Genomic DNA, 18,483 nt, shown 5'->3' on the forward strand with positions numbered 1-18,483 from the left:
GCTTGTTCATATAAGCTCAGAGATGGCCCTTTTTTATTATATCCTTGCCAAATTCTTTTTTCAGTTTTTCGGTCATGGCATCCAGCTTTTTCTGTTTCTCTCTGTTTGGAGTATTGGAGAATTGAGAATTATTACTGCCTTGAGACATCATATTATTGTCAAAGAGGCTTAGCTGCTGATAAGAACCATCGTCAAGCTTACTTACTCCGACACCTACAAGGCGGACAGTCTCGCCCTTTATGAAAAGACCTTCATCTCCAAGAAGAAGCTTGTCACATAGTTCTTTTGAATACTTGTAGATATTCTGTTCGTCGCAGATGGAGCTCTCCAGCTGAAGCTGGGCTGAGTGGCGCTTGAAATTGCCGGTCTTAACGGAAACAGTAATGGTGCGTCCATAGACATTGTCTCTCTTAAGCCTTCCGGAAACCTTCTCTGACAGGAACTTAAGGATTGGAACGATATCTTTATCATAGCCATCTGCGTTTAAGTCATTTTTTAAAGTGGTCTCATTGGAATAACTCTTGGCATCCTCGTAAGTATCTGTCACCTCGGCGCTTCCAAAGCCGTTGGCACTTCTATAGATATAACTTCCGGCGTTAGCTCCAAGGAAGGAAATAAGCATTTCAGGATCTGAGGTAGCAGCATCGCCAATTGTCCTGATTCCTATATTCTGTAGTCTTGCAGCAGTCTGCTTGCCACATCCAAAGAGATCTCCGATGGGCAGAGGCCACATCTTATCCTGTATTTCCTCAGGGAAAAGAGTATGGATCCTGTCAGGCTTGGTAAAGTCGCTGGCCATCTTGGACAGGAGCTTATTACAGGAAATACCAACGTTAACTGTAAATCCCAGAGAGTCTCTTATTTCATCTTTTATCTTTTTGGCAAGGCAGATAGGATAAGGGTATTCCTGTGTCTCAAGGTATCCGTAAACCTCTTTTAGTCCTGAGATATCAACAAAAGCTTCATCAATTGACATCTGCTGGACAAGAGGTGAGTACTTGTTTAAAATATCGATAAAGGCATGAGAATATTCCCTGTAGGTATTAAAGTCCGACTGAACTAAAACCAGATGGGGACACTTCTCAAGGGCTTTAACGACAGGCTCACCAGTGACAATTCCATACTTTTTGGCTGGAATTGACTTGGCAGTTATGATTCCATGTCGTTTCTTTACATCACCGCCTACAGCAGATGGAATGGTCCTAAGATCTACGCCATCCGGATCCTCACGCAGCTTCTTAAGGGCAGACCAGGACAGAAAGGCGGAGTTGACATCAATGTGGAATATGTACTTGTCATAGTCATAAACGTGGTTGTTATCCATACTTATAGGATACCAAGAACGCCTGTTCGCTTCAAGGCGTAAATGAGATTATAATAAAATTTCATTAATTTCACTTTTGCGTGAAATTATTATGTCTTTTTTGTGTATTTTCAATCGAAGAATTGTTGAATACATAGGAAAATTAAGATAGTATATATATAGGAGTATGGGATTTCCATAATTGTGTTTATAAGTATAGGAGCGAATGTTATGAGAAAGGTTCAGTTTAAAAGAATCGTAGCAGTGGCACTTACAGCTGTTCTTACATTCACACTTGTAGCGTGTGGAGCAACCAAGGAAGCTGTTATTGATGACCAGGCTGCTACCAGAGGATTGGAAGAGGGCGCAGGTGAGATCTGGATTGATAACCAGGCTATCGCACTTGCAGGATCTGCTTCATCTACACAGGCTGCTGTTGATGCTTGTACAGCAGTATTCAACATGATGAATCAGACAAGAGCTGCTCAGGGACTTGCAACACTTGCATGGAGCGAGCCACTTACAGATGCAGCAAGAGTACGTGCACAGGAGTGCAGATCATCATTTTCACACACAAGACCTGATGGATCAGCATTCTGGACAGTTGACAGTAATGTTCAGTACGGCGAAAACCTTGCTAAACTTTACAGTTCTGCTGACAGCGTATACACAGCATGGATGAATTCACCAACACATAAGGCTAACATTATGGATGGTGGATACAAGACTGTAGGTATCGCAGTATTCCAGGACGACGGCGGCAGCTGGTATTGGGCTCAAGAGTTCGGATATTAAAAATTTAATCTCATAAAAGGGGGGATAGATATGTTTGGAAAATCTTCGAAAGATATCTATATCAACAATGAGACGAGGCCACTGTCTGTAGGCGGTTCCAATGACAATCCCTACATGCAGGAAATGCTCCGTGGCGAGGAGAAGCGCCGTGAAAAAAATCGCGACGATATCTACAACAGACAAAATGGATACATCAAGTAACGTACTATAAAAGGCCTGGGCTTTTGCCCAGGCCTTTATGGTTTATATTACAGGTTATTTGCGTCGCCTTCAGAGTACTTCTCATCGCAGTATCTGCAGCGGTAGATTTCATTTTCTTCATCTGCAAGATAAAAGATCTGAGGAAGTTCTTGCTCGATGGAGGAGATACATCTTGGGTTGTGACACTTTATGACTCCGGTTATCTGCTTTGGAAGGACCAGTGATCTCTTTTCGATGATAACGCCGTCCTTGATAACGTTTACAGTGATGTTGTGATCGATAAATGCCAAAACGTCAAGGTCCAGAGAGTCGATGTCGCACTCAACCTTTAAGATATCTTTTTTGCCCATGGCTTTACTCTTTGCGTTTTTGATGATAGCTACAGTTGAATCCAGCTTATCAAGACCAAGGTGTCTGTATATCTGCATGCTCTTGCCAGCCTGAATGTGGTCAAGAACAAAGCCTTCTTCTATTTTTCCAATATTTAACATAATTAACCTCTCTTTAATATTATTTGATCCCAAGTAATGTCAGTATCAGAGCCATTCTTACGTACATGCCGTACTGAACCTGTTTAAAGTAAGCAGCTCTTGGATCGTTGTCTATTTCTACGGAAATCTCGTTGACTCTTGGAAGAGGGTGGAGGATAAACATCTTTTCTTTTGCCAGAGCCATTTTTTCTTTATCAAGGATATAGAAATTGCGAAGTCTTATGTAGTCTTCTTCATTAAAGAAACGCTCTTTCTGGACTCTTGTCATGTACAAAAAATCCAGCTGTGGCATTACTTCTTCAAGCTTTATAACTTCTTCGTATGGAATGTTCTTTTGGCGCAGCATCTCAGTGATGTAGTCAGGAACCTTAAGTTCCTTAGGTGATATGAAGATAAACCTGATGCCCTCGTAGCGGCTCAGGGCATTTATGAGAGAGTGGACTGTTCTGCCAAACTTAAGGTCGCCGCAAAGACCTATAGTGAAGTTTTTAAGGCTTCCATATAGAGACCTGATTGTTAGAAGGTCAGTCAGTGTCTGGGTTGGATGCTGATGTCCTCCGTCTCCTGCGTTGATCACAGGGATAGATGACTTGGAAGCAGCAACCATTGGCGCACCTTCCTTAGGATGTCTCATGGCGCAGATATCTGCAAAGCAGGATATAACTCTTATGGTATCTGCAACGCTTTCCCCTTTTGCTGCAGAAGAGGAGTTTGCGTCTGCAAAGCCAATGACCTGTCCTCCCAGGCGGATCATAGCTGTTTCAAAAGAGAGCCTTGTCCTTGTACTTGGCTCATAGAAGCAGGTGGCCAGGATCTTGCCATCGCACTTGTGCGAAAAGCCTGGCAGGTCTTTTTCAATCTCACCTGCAAGATCAAAGAGGTCCTCCAGCTCCTCCACTGAAAAATCGAGTGGATTCATCATGTGTCTTAATTTTTCCATACGTTCTCCCATCTTTATGAATAATAATCTAAATTTAAGCGCGTACCCCGAAAGAATACGCGCCTTTTAACTATTTTGTAGAAACTATAAAAGGAGATGGTGCAGCTGAACCATCAAGCGGCATGTGGTAATAAAGAGTGTCATCTCCAAATACTTTAAAATACAGATACCTTGAAGTTAAGTTAAGACTGTTGGTAATGCCATTGAAAAGGATGACCTTGTCAGATCCGTCAAGGTTACATCTTCTAAGAGATGGTGCATCTGCATTTGAAAATGAATAGTAAATATGGTTGTGATCCAGAGTAAAACAGTCAGCTCTGTCTGAAGTAACAAGTTCAGGAACACCAGTTGAAAGGCTGGCTCTCCAGATACTGTAATTGGAATCGCCATTCATATAGTATATATAACCATCCTGAACTACTGGAAAGAAATAGTTACCACTAAGGAAAGTGCTCTGGGTATCACCAGTTCTGGTATCAAGGTAGTGAAGATTGTGGTCGCTGTTTACACCGGTAAAGAAAATAAGTCCGTTGTCGTAGCAGAAGGGAGAAACAAGCTCATCTGTTACCTGGATAGGATCTGATTTACTGACCTTCATCTTGTTGAGGGATCCGCCACCTGTTTTTAACTGGAAATAGAGGTACTCACCGCAAAGGGCCAGCTCTCCACAAAAGTCTCTGAGCATACAGGTCTGATCGCTGCCGTTGGCCTTGCATCTGTAGATACCAAACTGATTGGTAGCAGCTCCAAGGCCCTTTACCTTGGAAGATTTGGAGGTTGAATCCATATAAAAATAAATGAAACCATCTGCGCCGTTAATATACTTGGCACCCATGGTTGTGAGACGCTTGGGCTTTGATTCATCCGCATTCATGGAATAGAGACAGTTATTGTCAGAAGCATTGGCAAAATAGACCTTGCCATCCATTTCAAAAAATAATCCGTTGTTGTGGAGATTGCCGGCAGAATTGCCAACAGCATCGGGATTTAAGGGAACTGCCTTATCAAGAAAATAGTAGGTGGTAAACCCGGCAAAAGCAAGAAGTATAAGTATAAATACCACAATAAATTTCTTATTCATCCTAGTCCCTCCATTAACCATTATATCCATGGCTGTTCTTGCTATCAAGAAATATTTCGTTTATCATTAATTGAGTAGATTAAAGCACAAGGAGATTCTGGCAACAATGGATTTATCACAGCTTCGAGGAGAAATAGACCGCATAGATTCGCAGATTGTAGAACTGTATGAACAGAGGATGGAGGTATCTTCTGCAATTGCAGATTATAAGATAGCAAATGGAAAAAAGGTATTTGACAAGGAGAGGGAAAAAGAAAAGATCCAGGCAGTAAAGAGCCTTGCCCATTCTGAGTTTAACAGTATCGGCATAGAGGAGCTCTTTTCCCAGATCATGTCCATGAGCCGTAAGCTCCAGTATCAGAAGCTATCCCAGGAGGGAGCTTCACTTCGCCTGCCATTTATTCCTGTTAAGAGCCTTGATAAGGAAAGTGCAAGGGTGTGCTATCAGGGAGCAGAGGGAGCCTATTCAGAAGAGGCTACGGTAAAGTTCTTTGGGGAGAACGTTCACTCTTTTCATGTAGATACGTTCAGAGATGCCTTTGGAGCTTTGGAGGAGGGAAGCGCAGACTACGCAGTTCTTCCGATTGAGAACTCCACAGCTGGCATTGTAAATGAAGTATATGATCTTCTTACAGAGTACGAGAGCTACATTGTAGGAGAGCAGATAATAGATATCAGGCACTGCCTCATGGGAGTAAAGGGAGCGACGCTTTCAGACATCAAAACTGTTTATTCCCATCCCCAGTCTCTTATGCAGTCCCAGAGATTCCTTACAGAGAACAGCCAGATCGAGCAGATCAGCATGAAGAACAATGCCTTTGCTGCAAGAAAGGTTTCAGAAGATGGCGACAAGACGCAGGCTGCAATTGCAAGTAAGAGAGCTGCAAAAGTTTACGGACTTGAAATAATAAAAGAGGGCATCAATCAGGCGGAGTCAAATTCCACAAGATTTATCGTTGTGACATCAAGAAAGGTATTTTTGGAGGGGGCAAAAAAGATAAGCCTCTGTCTTGAAATATCTCATGAGCCTGGAGCTCTTTATCATATAATGTCACACTTTATCTATAACAACCTCAACATGACCGGGATCGAATCAAGGCCAATAGAGGACAGAAACTGGGAGTACAGGTTCTTTATTGATTTTGAGGGCAGTTTAGAGGACAGCAGCGTTAAAAATGCGTTAAGAGGCCTTAGAGAAGAGGCTAAAATGATGAAAATCCTGGGTAATTACTGATAACCCTAAAAGGAGCGGCTATGACTGGAGAAGTATTTGCTGCAATTGATGTAGGTTCATATGAGATGGCTCTTAAGATCTTTGAGCTGTCAGATAAGCGCGGGGTAAAAGAACTTGATCATGTAAGGCACAGAATGGATCTGGGCTCTGAAACCTATGCAACTGGTAAGATTGGATCCCGCCATGTCGAAGAGATGATGAGGATCTTAACTGAGTTCCGTCAGATCATGAAGACCTACGGAGCTACTCATTATAAGGCATATGGAACAAGTGCCATCAGGGAGACCAGGGACATTGTGGTACTTCAGGAGCTTATAAGACAGAGAACCCATATACAGATTGATGTTCTTAGTAACTCTGAGCAGAGGTTCCTTGATTACAAATCTATCGCCCTTAAAAATGAGCAGTTCCAGGAAGTCATCAAGCGCCCCACAGCCATAATCGATATTGGCGGTGGCAGTATCCAGATCTCTCTATTTGAGAAGGATGCCCTTATAGCCACCCAGAACCTTAAGACCGGTGTGCTTAGGCTTCACGCTATAATGCAGACAGTACACGCCACAAGAAACAGATATTTTGAGCTCATATCAGAGCTTGTGGGATCACAGCTTGCTGTCTTTTCCAAGATGTACTTAAAGGACAGGAAGATTGAGAACCTTATAATAATTGATGACTATGTTTCCCCTGTAGTAAGGAAACTCAAGTCCGATACTGAAATGGAGGGCTTTATAACCAGCACAGAGTATAAGAGTATCCTTGAAAGGGCCAGCGATGCCAATGCAGCTTCCGTTGCTAAAAAGCTTGATATGCCAGAAGAGAACATTCCTCTTTTGTACGTTTCAGGAATTCTTATCAAGTGTATCATTGATCTTACCAAGGCAGAGAGTATCTGGGCTCCGGGCGTTACACTCTGCGACGGTATAGCTTATGAGTACGCTGAGAAAAAGAACTTCATCAAGGCGCCGCATGACTTTGAACATGATATCATCTCCTGTGCCCAGAACATATCAAAGCGCTATATGGGCAGTAAATCAAGGCGTGAGACTCTATGGAAGATTGCATCGGAGATATTTGACAACACCAAAAAGATACATGGACTGTCCAAAAGAGAAAGGCTCCTTTTACAGGTTGCCACAATGCTCCATGACTGTGGCAAGTATATAAGTATGATAAATCTTGGAGACTGCTCTTTTAACATAATAATGTCCACTGAGATAATTGGACTGTCCCACAAGGAGAGGGCCATTGTTGCCAATGTTGTAAGGTACAACCACGAGCTCTTTGACCATTACGGAGAGGGCAGTCAGTATCTGGAAGGGTTGTCCTTTGAGGAGTATCTTGTGGTTGCCAAGCTCACGGCTATCCTTAGGGTTGCTAACAGCCTTGACAGGACTCACAAACAGAAATTCAAAGACGTCAAGGTCACAGTCAAGGACAGAGAACTTATAATAAACATCGATACAAGAGACGACATTACCCTGGAAAAAGGTCTTTTCACCAACAGGGCACAGTTCTTTGAGGAAGTATTTGGAATAAAACCTGTCATCAAACAAAAGAAGATGATCTGAAAATTTGAGGGGTTACTATGGATAAAGGTAAAAAACAAGCTGATTTTGACAGACCGGAACTATATATAAACAGAGAGCTCAGCTGGCTGCAGTTCAATGAGAGAGTGCGCTCTGAAGCAGAGGATGAGAGCAATCCTTTGTTTGAGAGGCTTAAATTCCTTAGTATATCAGCCAGCAACCTGGATGAGTTTTTCATGGTCAGGGTAGCTTCCCTGAAGGATATGATAAACGCAGACTACAAAAAGCCTGATATTGCAGGAATGACGCCTTCTGAGCAGCTTGAGGCTGTACTGTCAGAGGTCCATAAGTTTGTGGACAAGCAGTACCAGATCTACAACAAGCAGCTGGTTCCAGCGCTACTTGAAAATCGTCTTAAGATCACTGATGGAATGGACCTTTCAGACAAGGACCTTGAGTATGTGGACAGGTATTTTGATGAGTACGTGTATCCTGTTCTTACTCCTATGGCGGTGGATTCCTCAAGGCCATTTCCTCTTATAAGAAACAAGTCATTAAACATCGGTGCTCTTCTTAAAAAGAAGGAGGGCAAGGACGATGTCGATTTTGCCACAGTTCAGGTTCCTGATGTTCTGCCAAGGGTATTGGAAATTCCCTGCGAGGACAATGGCATCTGCCCAAGAAAGATAATCTTCCTTGAGCAGATTATTAAGAGAAACATGCAAAAGCTGTTCCTTAACTACGATATAATCACAAGTGCAGCCTACAGAGTTGGCCGTAATGCCGATCTTTCTATAGACGAGGACGAGGCTGAGGATCTTTTAAAAGAGATCGAAAAGCAGATAAAGCGTCGTCAGTGGGGCCAGGCCATAAGGCTTGAGGTTCCAAAGGGTATAGATAAAAAGCTCCTTAAGTTCATTGCTGATGAGCTTTCTGTAGAAGATAACGAGATTTATATGGTGGATGGTCCGCTGGATCTGACATTTCTTTTCAAGATGTATAAGCTGGAGGGCTTTGACCACTTAAAAGAGCACAGCTACCGGGAGCCTCAGCCTGTTCCGGAGTTTGAGAGCGGTGAGAACATTTTTGATGTGATCCAGAAGGGGGATGTACTTATGCATCACCCATACCAGACCTTTGAAAATGTAGTTAAGTTTGTAGAGACCGCGGCTGTTGACCCCAATGTCCTTGCTATCAAGCAAACTCTTTACAGGGTAAGTGGTAATTCACCCATCATCGCTGCCCTTGCCAAGGCTGCTGACAATGGCAAGCAGGTAACTGTTCTTGTAGAGTTAAAGGCAAGATTTGATGAGGAAAACAATATCGTATGGGCCAAGATGCTTGAAAAAGCTGGCTGCCACGTTATCTACGGTCTTGTGGGCCTTAAGACCCACTGTAAGATAACTCTTGTGGTAAGGCGCCAGGAAGATGGCATCATGCGCTATGTTCACCTTGGTACCGGTAACTACAATGATTCCACAGCCAAGCAGTACACTGATGTTGGTCTGTTTACCTGTTCTCCAGCAATTGGTGAGGATGCAACAGCTGTGTTCAACATGCTATCTGGCTATTCAGAGCCCCTTGGCTGGAACAAGCTTTCTCTGGCACCTTTGTGGCTTAAGGACAGGATAATTTACCTTATAAGGCGCGAAGCTGACCATGCAAGAGCTGGTGAGAGTGCAAGGATAGTTGCGAAAATGAACGCCATCTGTCACAAAGATGTAATTGCTGAGCTGTATAAGGCCAGCTGCGCAGGAGTTAAGGTAGACCTTATAGTCCGTGGAATATGCTGTCTTAGAGCAGGAGTTCCGGGAGTTTCTGAGAACATCACAGTAAGGTCCATCGTTGGTAACTTCCTTGAACACAGCAGGATATTCTATTTTGAAAATGGTGGAAGCCCTGAGTTTTACGCAAGCAGCGCCGACTGGATGCCAAGAAATCTTGAGCGGAGGGTTGAGATTCTTTTCCCAGTGGAAGATAAGGTGCTTTGCGACAAACTGTGGAACATTCTGGACACAGAGCTTAAAGACACAGAAAAGGCCCATGTCATGAACAACAAGGGCGTCTATGTAAAGAAAGAAGCCAAGGACGGCGAGAAGATCAATTCCCAGAAGATCTTTGGCGAAGAGGCTGCTTCTTTGACCAGGAAGTTTGATGCTTCCATAAGCCGCGTGTTCATACCTGAGATGAGCCCTGAGGCAAAGGAATAAATAGCATTTGGAGACAGATATGAAATACGTACTTGCATCCGGATCCCCAAGAAGGAAGGAGCTTTTGGGGAAGATAATTCCGGAATTTGAGATAATACCTGCAGCTTCAGAGGAGAAGACTGGTAAGGTACTTCCTTATGAAGTAGTTGAAGAACTCTCTTTTCAGAAAGCTTCTGAAATATTTCATAAAATTTTAACGGATAGGGAGGATCAACTTGTTGTAATCGGTTCGGACACCGTTGTATCATATAATCATAAGATACTTGGTAAGCCTGTGGCCGAGGCTGATGCTGCAAGGATGGTTTCTCTTTTATCAGGTAATGATCACGATGTATATTCCGGAGTCACTGTTTTTTACTCAGAGGATGGAAAAGAGAGATCATTTACCTTTAGTGAACAGACCAAGGTCCATGTAGCAGAGCTTTCTGAGGATGAGATAAATGACTACGTGGCAACAGGCGAGCCCCTTGATAAGGCTGGTGCCTACGGGATACAGGGACTGTTTGCCAGGTATATTACAGGAATTGAGGGCGATTACTACAACGTAATGGGACTTCCTGTAGCAAGACTTTATCAGGAATTAAAAAACCATTCACTTCTTTGATGATTTAAGGAGGCTTTTATGCACGAATATGATGAAGCGGTTCTTAAATGTTTTTTAGAAAATCAGGGGCAGCTGTTTCCTGAGGATGTAGCTGAGAATATGGAGGAAGCTGAGGCTTTCCTTGAGGACTGCATGGCCGTAGTGGTGGATGGTGTTGATGAAGTTGAGGAATACTTTGAGGAGACAGGCGTTGATACAGAAGGTGACAACGTTCTGGACGCTGACGAAGTTTTTGATATAGGCGATGGCAGATACCTTATAGTTGAGGGATGACTATTTTGCCAAGATGCAGATAAATATGGTATGTTAAGAGAGCCCGAAGGTGACTTTGGGCTCTATATTTTTGCAAATAAGGAGATGAAATGGGAAGGAAAATCTTTTTCTTTGATCTTGATGGAACTTTGCTTACTACTGATAAGAAGATTTCTTTAAAAACCCTTGATGCTTTAAAGAAGTTCACTGACGCGGGAAACTATTTTTGCATAAATACAGGAAGGGCTATAGACAGTGCCAAGGCGGTGTATGACGGCCTTGGTCTTGATTTTAAGGGAAGCTTTTTGTGCGGGTCAAACGGGACTGAGATCTATAGCGTCGATGAAGACAGGTATGTCTTTAAGATCGGAGTGCCCCTTGAGCTTGTGCCAAGGATACTAGATCTTGCTGAAGAATATGATGTCCACTGTCACACCTACAACGAGGATCATATTGTATCAAGACATGACAACGAGTGCATGAAGTACTACAGAAGGGTCATAAAGACTCCGCTTCTTATTACAACAGATGTCCTTAAGGACGTAAAAGAGCCTCCTTCAAAGATGATCTGTATTGAGCTTCATGATCATGAAAAGCAGGAGCGGTTTAGATGTGCCCTTCAGGATATGGTGGGAGATAAGCTGACACTTCTTTATTCAAATCCATACTACCTTGAGATATTCCCTTCTGAAGCAGGTAAGGGCAGCGCAGTTAAAAGACTTGCTGAAATTCTTTCAGTTGATATAAAAGATACTTACGCAGCTGGAGATGAGCAGAATGATATCTCTATGATAAAAGCTGCAGGCTGTGGCATCGCCATGGTAAATGGTACGGATCTTGTAAAGAAGAGCGCTGATGTGATCACAACCTATGACAATGACCACGATGGCCTTGCAGAATTTATCTTAGGGGCAATAGATTAAAATGATATTGTCTATGGCGCTTTAATGTGCTAAACTAATTCGAACACTTAAATTACGTTACGAGGAGACTTTTTATGAATATAGTATGTTTAGATCTTGAAGGCGTTCTTGTTCCAGAAATCTGGATCGCATTTTCAGAGGCAAGTGGTATTCCTGAGCTTAAGAGAACCACCAGGGATGAACCTGATTACGACAAGCTCATGAGATGGAGGCTTGGAATTTTGAAGGAGCATGGCCTTGGACTTAAGGAGATCCAGGACACTATTGCTAAGATTGATCCCCTTCCAGGTGCAAAAGAGTTTCTGGATGAGCTAAGGAGCCTTACCCAGGTCATCATCATAAGTGATACCTTTACCCAGTTTGCTACACCTCTTATGGAGAAGCTTGGCTGGCCAACTATTTTCTGCAATTCTCTTGAGGTGGCAGAAAGCGGAGAGATCACTGGCTTTAAGATGAGGATAGAAAACTCCAAACTCACCACAGTAAAGGCTCTTCAGTCTATCGGCTATGAGACTATCGCAAGTGGTGACAGCTACAACGACCTTGCCATGATACAGGCTTCCAAGGCGGGATTTCTTTTCAGATCTACTGACAAGATCAAGGCTGATTATCCAGATATTCCTGCATTTGAAGAATATAGTGACCTTCTTAATGCTATAAAAGAACAATTATAATCGATTAAATGTAAAATTTAATTGCATATGTACACATAGTATGTGACAATTAATATAACTAGCGACCTAGCCCAGAAAGCTGAGGACAGTTCATGTGGGATTTTGGCTTTGCGATTCCTAGTTTTATTATTATCTTTATAGTACTATGCTTTTATTTTTCCTTACCAAGACTGACTATCAGAAGAAACGTGTACTTCGTTTTGATACTGATAGTTGAAAGCCTTGTTATTTCACTGGATATCATATCTAGCTGGGCAGATAACCATATCAGCGATCTGCCACTTATTTTGGTGGACTTTTTAAATGCCAGTTACTTTGCGATGTTTTTTGCAAGGGCACTGGCATTATTCTATTTTACGGCAAGTTATTTCAAGCTTATTTCTGAAAAGAATGATATAAAGACATTAATAATCAATATTCCATTTGTTTTTTCTTTTCTGATTGCTGTGACAAGCCCCTGGACAGGACTTATCTATTCAGTTAGATCAGGAGAGTATCAAAGCGGTCCATTATACAATCTTGTTTATTTTGTGTATGCATATTATTTGATACTCTGTTACATCATTGTTATCAGATTTAAGCACAGGATAAAAAGAAGTCGCCATTATCTGGCTATGGTTTCCTTTGTAATAGTACTTACTATAGGCATTATACTGCGAAAGATCATGCCCCATGTTCTTTTGATGGACACTTTCTGTCTCATAGCAGTACTTATCATTTACCTTGCTACTGAAAATCCTGAGTTTTACATAGAACCAAGGGGATCTGTTTTTAATAGTACTGCTTTCAGGGATTATATTGATGAAAATAATGGCAGGCTTCATCACAAGATAATTAGCGTTGTTGTAAAGAACTATCAGGATATGCGAGATATCTATGGCGGAAGGCAGATGGATGAAGGTATTGTGCTTATCAGCAGATATCTGACACAAAGCTTTAAGGACCTTAATACTTTCTATTACAGAAAAGGAAGCTTCATCCTCCTTGGAAATAATGATATGGATTTTGAACAGCATATCACAGACATCAAAAACAGATTTGAAAAGCCCTGGCTTGGTGATGATCTTGAGCTTTATCTGGAGGTTGGGATCGTTTACGTGGAACTGGGCAACAGAGTGGTGTCTGCGGACTCTCTTCTAAATTCTCTAATATTTGCATTTGATAAGGTTGATAATCTATCTAGCGATGACGTCCTTGTTTATACTGATGCTGAGCTCAAGAACAAAGAGGAAGAAAATGTAGTAAAGAGATACCTGGAGAGCGCTGTTGACAATGACAAGGTAGAAGTCTTTTTCCAGCCACTTTTTGATGCAAAAAGAAATAAGCTTGCAGGGGCAGAAGCTCTCTGCAGGATAAGGGATGAAAAGGATAACCTCATTCCTCCTGGATTGTTTATACCACTTGCAGAGAAAAATGGCAGAATAAACCGACTGGGAGAACAGGTCTTTGAAAAGACCTGCCAGTTTATAGAGCAGGGTGACTTGGAAAAGACGCATCTTTCCTGGATAAACGTCAACCTTTCCCCGGTACAGTTCCTTAAAACGGACCTTGCAGACAGATATGCAGCCATCGCCAAAAAGCATGGAGTGGATCCGGCTCTAATTCATTTGGAGATCACTGAGGAATCTATGATCGATGAGGCCTTTTTAAACAGACAGATGAATTCCATGAGGGAAAAGGGCTTTAAGTTCGCGCTTGATGATTACGGAACAGGCTATTCCAAGGCAGTAAGACTTAAGAAGTGCCCATTTATCAATGTAAAGCTTGATATGAGCCTTGTATGGGACTACTGTAAGGAACCCGATGAAATCCTTCCTAATTTGATAGTTACCTTTAAGCGCATGGGCTTTGGCATTACAGCTGAGGGAATTGAAGACGAAAAAATGGCAGATATGATGAAGAGTGTGGGCTGTGACTACCTCCAGGGCTACTATTATTCGAAACCTCTTCCAATGAATGAGTTCCTATCCAAATATTCAGTTTGAGACAAGACACGGGGACGGTTCTTTTGACTTGTTGTGCACAATAAGTCAAAAGAACCGTCCCCGTGTCTTGTCATTTTGTGTGTAAAGCCGTTGCATTTTATCTGGCTATCCAATATAATACGAACTGTTGCAAAGAATAGTTTTTTATATGAGGTTTTATAAATGATCAGTGCAAATAATGTAACTTTGAGAGTTGGTAAAAAGGCTCTTTTTGAAGATGTTAATATCAAGTTTACACCTGGTAACTGCTACGGTATTATTGGTGCCAATGGCGCAGGTAAGTCAACTTTTCTTAAGATCCTGTCAGGACAGATCGAGACCACAAACGGAGATGTTGTTATCTCAGATGGCGAGAGACTTTCATTCCTTGAGCAGGACCACTTTAAATATGATGAGGAAGTAGTCCTTGATACAGTTATGGGCGGCAACGCAAGACTCTTTGAAGTAATGAGAGAAAAGGATGCCATCTATGCAAAAGAGGATTTCACAGACGAAGATGGAATAAGAGTCAGTGACCTTGAGGCAGAATTTGCTGAGATGAACGGATGGGAGGCTGAGTCAGATGCTGAGAGCCTTCTTAATGGCCTTGGAATTGAGACAGAGCTTCACCGTAAATATATGAAGGAACTGGATGGTGCACAGAAGGTCAAGGTCCTTCTTGCCAGAGCTCTTTTCGGTAATCCTGATATCCTTCTTTTGGACGAGCCTACAAACCACTTGGACCTTGATGCTATTGCATGGCTCGAGGAGTTCCTTATCAACTTTGACAACACAGTCATAGTTGTATCCCACGACCGTTACTTCCTTAATAAGGTATGTACTTATATAGCAGATATTGATTATGGTAAGATCCAGCTTTATGCAGGTAACTACGACTTCTGGTATGAGTCCAGTCAGCTGATGATCCGTCAGATGAAGGAAGCTAATAAAAAGAAAGAGGAGCAGATCAAGGAACTTAAAGAGTTCATTGCAAGGTTCTCCGCTAACGCAAGTAAGAGTAAGCAGGCTACTTCAAGAAAAAGAGCCCTTGAAAAGATCGAGCTTGATACAATTAAGCCTTCAAGCAGAAAGTACCCATACATTGACTTTAGACCGGAAAGAGAGATTGGTAACGAAGTTCTTACTGTGGATGGAATTTCCAAGACAGTTAATGGTGAGAAGGTTTTGGACAACATCTCATTTGTTGTTCAGCATGATGACAAGATTGCCTTTGTTGGAGGCAATGAGCTTGCCAAGACCACTCTTTTCCAGATCCTTATGGGAGAGCTTGAGCCAGATGAGGGAACCTACAAGTGGGGCGTTACAACATCCCAGGCTTACTTCCCCAAGGATAACACAAGAGAATTTGACAACGATTACAATATAACAGAGTGGCTTACAGGCTACTCAGAGATCAAGGATGCTACCTATGTAAGAGGCTTCCTTGGACGTATGCTCTTTGCAGGAGAGGACGGAATCAAGAAGGTCAAGGTTCTTTCCGGAGGAGAAAAAGTACGTTGCATGCTCTCCAAGATGATGATAAGCGGTGCTAACTGCCTCATCTTTGACGAGCCTACTAACCATTTGGATATGGAATCAATTTCAGCCCTCAACGATGGAATGATCAAATTCCCAGGAGTAGAGCTGTTCGCATGTCGTGACCACCAGGTTGTACAGACTACAGCCAACAGGATCATGGAGATACTTCCAGACGGATCACTGGTTGATAAGAGATCTACTTATGATGAGTATCTCGACAGCGATGAGATGGCAAGAAAGCGTACAGTATACACTGCTGCAGCTGATGAAGAAGAGGACGATTGATAATTTAATTTCATATACAAGGAGGAGTAATTATGCAGGAGTACAGACCAGTTAAAGAAGGAAAAGTCAGAGAGATCTACGATGTAGGTGAGAACCTTATTATGGTAGCCACCGACAGGATTTCAGCCTTTGATGTTATCCTCAAGAACAAGGTAACCAAAAAGGGTTCAGTTTTAACTCAGATGTCAAGATTTTGGTTCGATTATACTAAGGATATTGTGAAAAACCACATGGTAAGCGTTGATACCGCTGATATGCCAGAGTTCTTCAGAACCCCTCAGTTTACTGGTAACAGTATGCTCTGCAAAAAGCTCACTATGATCCCCGTTGAATGTATTGTTCGCGGATATATTACAGGAAGTGGATGGAACAGCTACAAGGAGAACGGAACAGTTTGCGGCATTAAGCTCCCTGAGGGACTTAAGGAGTGCGACAAGCTTCCACAGCCCATCTATACACCTAGCACCAAGGCAGAGATCGGTGATCACGATGAGAACATCGATTTTGACAGAAGCGTAGAAGTTCTTGAAAAAGAGTTCCCAGGTAAGGGAAGAGAGTACGCTGAAAAGATAAGGGACTACACAATAGCTCTTTACAAGAAATGTGCTGACTATGCACTTTCCAAGGGAATCATCATTGCTGATACCAAATTTGAGTTTGGTGTTGATGAAAACGGCGAGGTAGTTCTTGGTGATGAAATGCTCACTCCTGACAGCTCACGTTTCTGGCCTGTAGAAGGATATGAGCCAGGCCACGGTCAGCCATCCTTTGACAAGCAGTTTGTACGTGATTACCTTAAGGCTAATCCAGACTGCAACTATGATCTTCCTCAGGATGTCATTGACAAGACAATTGCCAAGTACCTCGAGGCATATAGGCTCCTTACAGGAAAAGAGCTTGAGGTTTGATAGAAACTATTTGGTGATAAACAAAGCGGTTTACATGTTTCTTACATGTAAACCGCTTTGTGTTGCTATTTAGTCATCTACATCAAAGTGCTCTAAAAGGTTCTTTTTAGCTTCAGGCCTTGAATCACCGTGCCTTACCATCAGCATTGTGAAGAATGCAAGGGTGGAGAATACAAAGGCATATGGGAAAAGAGTCCTGTAAGAAATATTCTCAAGAAGAAGTCCTGAAAGTATAGGAGTAAACACCTGGGCTGCCATTGAAAAGGTGTAGTAGGTTCCTGTGTATTTACCAATGTCTCCAGCCTTACTCATTTCAACTACCATAGGGTAGGAATTAACGTTGATGGCAGCCCATCCGATTCCGATGAGTACAAAGAAAAGATTAAGAAGCGGAGAGTAATTGACCATAAGGGCTATACCAAGGTAGCAGGCGCTCATTAGTACTACTCCCGAGAGGATGACTTTTTTTCTGCCAAGCTTACTTGAAAGAACTCCGATAGGAATGTAGCTAAGGACAGCAGCAACAGTTGCCACCATTAAAGCTCCCGCATAGCTTCCTCCGTCAGGTCCCCAGACTTCACTGACATATCTTGTGAAGGCAGTTGTTACAGCGTTGTAAGCCATGAACCAGAATGCTACTGAAATAAGAAGGAAAGTAAGACTCTTCATGACATCAGGTGGAAGGCGTTTTTCTCTGTTTGCAATAACCTGCTTTGTTTCCTCTTTTGCTTCTTCGTATTCAATCTTATCGCCAAGGGATTTAAGCCCCCCTTCTTTTTCAATCTGCTTTTTGATCTTCTTTTCGTTTACGGTAAAGACCATGATCACGATTGAAACAGCCATGCAGAGTACAAGACTAAGTACAAGCTTTGTGTAGTCTGTGTCTGCAGGATCTTCTGGTCTGTTGAGGACCAGCATTGTCATAACCAGGATAAAGACTCCTCCAAGAGCGCCCATGAGGTTGATGACAGCGTTAGCTGAGCTTCGAAGAGGTGCGGGAGTTAAGTCTGGCATAAGAGAGACTGCAGGAGACCTGTAGGTTCCCATGGCAACAAGAAGAAGCAGTAGTACCAGGAAGAAAAACATGATATTTCCACTTGGCTTGGCAACAAACATGAGAACAAGAAACAGTATTATAGAAAGAATGGTTCCAAGGACGATAAAGGGCATTCTTTTTCCAAAAGGCCCATCGTGCTTGTCGGACAGGATTCCAAACATGGGAAGAAGTATCAGAGCAAACACATTGTCCATTGCCATTACGGCGCCGGTTGCAGTTTCGCCCAGGTTAAAGGTGTATTTTAAAATTCTGGGAATCTCATTGTCGTAGAATTGCCAAAAGGCAGTGATAGAAAGAAATGCAAGTCCAATAAGGATAGTACGTCTGTAATTCAGTTTCATAACCCCAAGCCCCTTTTTTTCATACGTTTTATAGTTTAATACTATGTGAATATTATACATTTTTCGCTACATTTAATAAAGATTAGCTTCGATTTAATACTTTTTTATAACATGTAAGCGCTTTATTAGTTGCGTTAAAATAAAAACCAATGTAA

Annotated in this window: 17 protein-coding genes; 12 read left to right on the plus strand and 5 right to left on the minus strand. The window is 42.3% G+C overall.

Annotated elements, in window-relative coordinates; genetic code table 11:
* Positions 1–16 precede the first annotated feature (16 nt).
* Positions 17–1,324 (minus strand): Y-family DNA polymerase, encoded by a 1,308-nt coding sequence (locus J6I68_RS03125; RefSeq protein WP_292217315.1) that lies wholly within the window; start codon positions 1,322–1,324, stop codon positions 17–19.
* Positions 1,325–1,534: 210 nt separating this feature from the next.
* Here J6I68_RS03125 and J6I68_RS03130 point away from each other — a divergent pair, with 210 nt between their 5' ends.
* The gene (locus J6I68_RS03130) at positions 1,535–2,098 is read left to right on the plus strand and encodes a CAP domain-containing protein (protein ID WP_292217317.1); all 564 of its coding nucleotides are present in this window, start codon (positions 1,535–1,537) and stop codon (positions 2,096–2,098) included.
* A gap of 30 nt (positions 2,099–2,128) precedes the next feature.
* Entirely contained in the window at positions 2,129–2,299 is a 171-nt protein-coding gene (locus tag J6I68_RS03135) for a hypothetical protein (RefSeq protein ID WP_292203234.1), read from the plus strand.
* A gap of 47 nt (positions 2,300–2,346) precedes the next feature.
* On the opposite strand, the gene J6I68_RS03140 is transcribed toward J6I68_RS03135, so the two are convergent.
* The 3 genes from J6I68_RS03140 to J6I68_RS03150 all read right to left on the minus strand — a co-directional run bounded on the left by J6I68_RS03140 (position 2,347) and on the right by J6I68_RS03150 (position 4,811).
* Positions 2,347–2,790, minus strand: coding sequence for an aspartate carbamoyltransferase regulatory subunit (locus J6I68_RS03140; protein ID WP_292217319.1), 444 nt, complete (start codon positions 2,788–2,790; stop codon positions 2,347–2,349).
* A 19-nt stretch (positions 2,791–2,809) separates the two neighbouring features.
* Entirely contained in the window at positions 2,810–3,730 is a 921-nt protein-coding gene (gene pyrB / locus J6I68_RS03145; RefSeq protein ID WP_292217320.1) for an aspartate carbamoyltransferase, read from the minus strand.
* Positions 3,731–3,800: 70 nt separating this feature from the next.
* Positions 3,801–4,811: a DUF5050 domain-containing protein gene (locus tag J6I68_RS03150; RefSeq protein WP_292217322.1), complete on the minus strand. Its 1,011-nt coding sequence runs from the start codon at positions 4,809–4,811 to the stop codon at positions 3,801–3,803.
* Positions 4,812–4,917: 106 nt separating this feature from the next.
* Between J6I68_RS03150 and pheA the strand changes: the two genes are divergently transcribed.
* The 10 genes from pheA (at position 4,918) to J6I68_RS03200 (ending at position 16,930) form a co-directional block, all read left to right on the plus strand.
* Positions 4,918–6,045, plus strand: coding sequence for a prephenate dehydratase (pheA, locus tag J6I68_RS03155; RefSeq protein WP_292217323.1), 1,128 nt, complete (start codon positions 4,918–4,920; stop codon positions 6,043–6,045).
* A 20-nt stretch (positions 6,046–6,065) separates the two neighbouring features.
* Complete coding sequence (locus tag J6I68_RS03160; protein WP_292217324.1) at positions 6,066–7,613, plus strand: Ppx/GppA phosphatase family protein; 1,548 nt, start codon at positions 6,066–6,068, stop codon at positions 7,611–7,613.
* Positions 7,614–7,630: 17 nt separating this feature from the next.
* Positions 7,631–9,781 (plus strand): RNA degradosome polyphosphate kinase, encoded by a 2,151-nt coding sequence (locus J6I68_RS03165; RefSeq protein ID WP_292217327.1) that lies wholly within the window; start codon positions 7,631–7,633, stop codon positions 9,779–9,781.
* 19 nt (positions 9,782–9,800) lie between these two features.
* Positions 9,801–10,385, plus strand: a complete 585-nt coding sequence (locus J6I68_RS03170) for a Maf family protein (RefSeq protein WP_292217329.1) — start codon at positions 9,801–9,803, stop codon at positions 10,383–10,385.
* 18 nt (positions 10,386–10,403) lie between these two features.
* Positions 10,404–10,658, plus strand: coding sequence for a glyoxalase (locus J6I68_RS03175; protein WP_292217330.1), 255 nt, complete (start codon positions 10,404–10,406; stop codon positions 10,656–10,658).
* A gap of 89 nt (positions 10,659–10,747) precedes the next feature.
* Positions 10,748–11,560, plus strand: coding sequence for a Cof-type HAD-IIB family hydrolase (locus J6I68_RS03180; protein WP_292217333.1), 813 nt, complete (start codon positions 10,748–10,750; stop codon positions 11,558–11,560).
* Positions 11,561–11,634: 74 nt separating this feature from the next.
* Positions 11,635–12,234, plus strand: coding sequence for a bifunctional phosphoserine phosphatase/homoserine phosphotransferase ThrH (gene thrH / locus J6I68_RS03185; RefSeq protein WP_292217336.1), 600 nt, complete (start codon positions 11,635–11,637; stop codon positions 12,232–12,234).
* 92 nt (positions 12,235–12,326) lie between these two features.
* Positions 12,327–14,219, plus strand: coding sequence for an EAL domain-containing protein (locus tag J6I68_RS03190; protein ID WP_292217338.1), 1,893 nt, complete (start codon positions 12,327–12,329; stop codon positions 14,217–14,219).
* A 162-nt stretch (positions 14,220–14,381) separates the two neighbouring features.
* Positions 14,382–16,022, plus strand: a complete 1,641-nt coding sequence (locus tag J6I68_RS03195; protein WP_292203341.1) for an ABC-F family ATP-binding cassette domain-containing protein — start codon at positions 14,382–14,384, stop codon at positions 16,020–16,022.
* A 32-nt stretch (positions 16,023–16,054) separates the two neighbouring features.
* Positions 16,055–16,930: a phosphoribosylaminoimidazolesuccinocarboxamide synthase gene (locus tag J6I68_RS03200; protein WP_292217340.1), complete on the plus strand. Its 876-nt coding sequence runs from the start codon at positions 16,055–16,057 to the stop codon at positions 16,928–16,930.
* 69 nt (positions 16,931–16,999) lie between these two features.
* Here J6I68_RS03200 and J6I68_RS03205 read toward each other — a convergent pair whose 3' ends face one another.
* Positions 17,000–18,328, minus strand: coding sequence for an MFS transporter (locus tag J6I68_RS03205; protein WP_292217342.1), 1,329 nt, complete (start codon positions 18,326–18,328; stop codon positions 17,000–17,002).
* Positions 18,329–18,483: the final 155 nt, after the last annotated feature.

This window comes from Butyrivibrio sp. (assembly GCF_017940685.1).
Taxonomy (GTDB): Bacteria; Bacillota; Clostridia; order Lachnospirales; family Lachnospiraceae; genus Butyrivibrio.

Coding starts and splice junctions, on each gene's coding strand:
- J6I68_RS03165 (WP_292217327.1), top strand. CDS start 7,631: ATGGATAAAGGTAAAAAACAAGCTGATTTTGACAGACCGGAACTATAT.
- J6I68_RS03170 (WP_292217329.1), top strand. CDS start 9,801: ATGAAATACGTACTTGCATCCGGATCCCCAAGAAGGAAGGAGCTTTTG.
- J6I68_RS03180 (WP_292217333.1), top strand. CDS start 10,748: ATGGGAAGGAAAATCTTTTTCTTTGATCTTGATGGAACTTTGCTTACT.
- J6I68_RS03175 (WP_292217330.1), top strand. CDS start 10,404: ATGCACGAATATGATGAAGCGGTTCTTAAATGTTTTTTAGAAAATCAG.
- J6I68_RS03190 (WP_292217338.1), top strand. CDS start 12,327: ATGTGGGATTTTGGCTTTGCGATTCCTAGTTTTATTATTATCTTTATA.
- J6I68_RS03130 (WP_292217317.1), top strand. CDS start 1,535: ATGAGAAAGGTTCAGTTTAAAAGAATCGTAGCAGTGGCACTTACAGCT.
- J6I68_RS03135 (WP_292203234.1), top strand. CDS start 2,129: ATGTTTGGAAAATCTTCGAAAGATATCTATATCAACAATGAGACGAGG.
- J6I68_RS03205 (WP_292217342.1), bottom strand. CDS start 18,328: ATGAAACTGAATTACAGACGTACTATCCTTATTGGACTTGCATTTCTT.
- J6I68_RS03160 (WP_292217324.1), top strand. CDS start 6,066: ATGACTGGAGAAGTATTTGCTGCAATTGATGTAGGTTCATATGAGATG.
- pyrB (WP_292217320.1), bottom strand. CDS start 3,730: ATGGAAAAATTAAGACACATGATGAATCCACTCGATTTTTCAGTGGAG.
- J6I68_RS03195 (WP_292203341.1), top strand. CDS start 14,382: ATGATCAGTGCAAATAATGTAACTTTGAGAGTTGGTAAAAAGGCTCTT.
- J6I68_RS03150 (WP_292217322.1), bottom strand. CDS start 4,811: ATGAATAAGAAATTTATTGTGGTATTTATACTTATACTTCTTGCTTTT.
- thrH (WP_292217336.1), top strand. CDS start 11,635: ATGAATATAGTATGTTTAGATCTTGAAGGCGTTCTTGTTCCAGAAATC.
- J6I68_RS03125 (WP_292217315.1), bottom strand. CDS start 1,324: ATGGATAACAACCACGTTTATGACTATGACAAGTACATATTCCACATT.
- J6I68_RS03200 (WP_292217340.1), top strand. CDS start 16,055: ATGCAGGAGTACAGACCAGTTAAAGAAGGAAAAGTCAGAGAGATCTAC.
- J6I68_RS03140 (WP_292217319.1), bottom strand. CDS start 2,790: ATGTTAAATATTGGAAAAATAGAAGAAGGCTTTGTTCTTGACCACATT.
- pheA (WP_292217323.1), top strand. CDS start 4,918: ATGGATTTATCACAGCTTCGAGGAGAAATAGACCGCATAGATTCGCAG.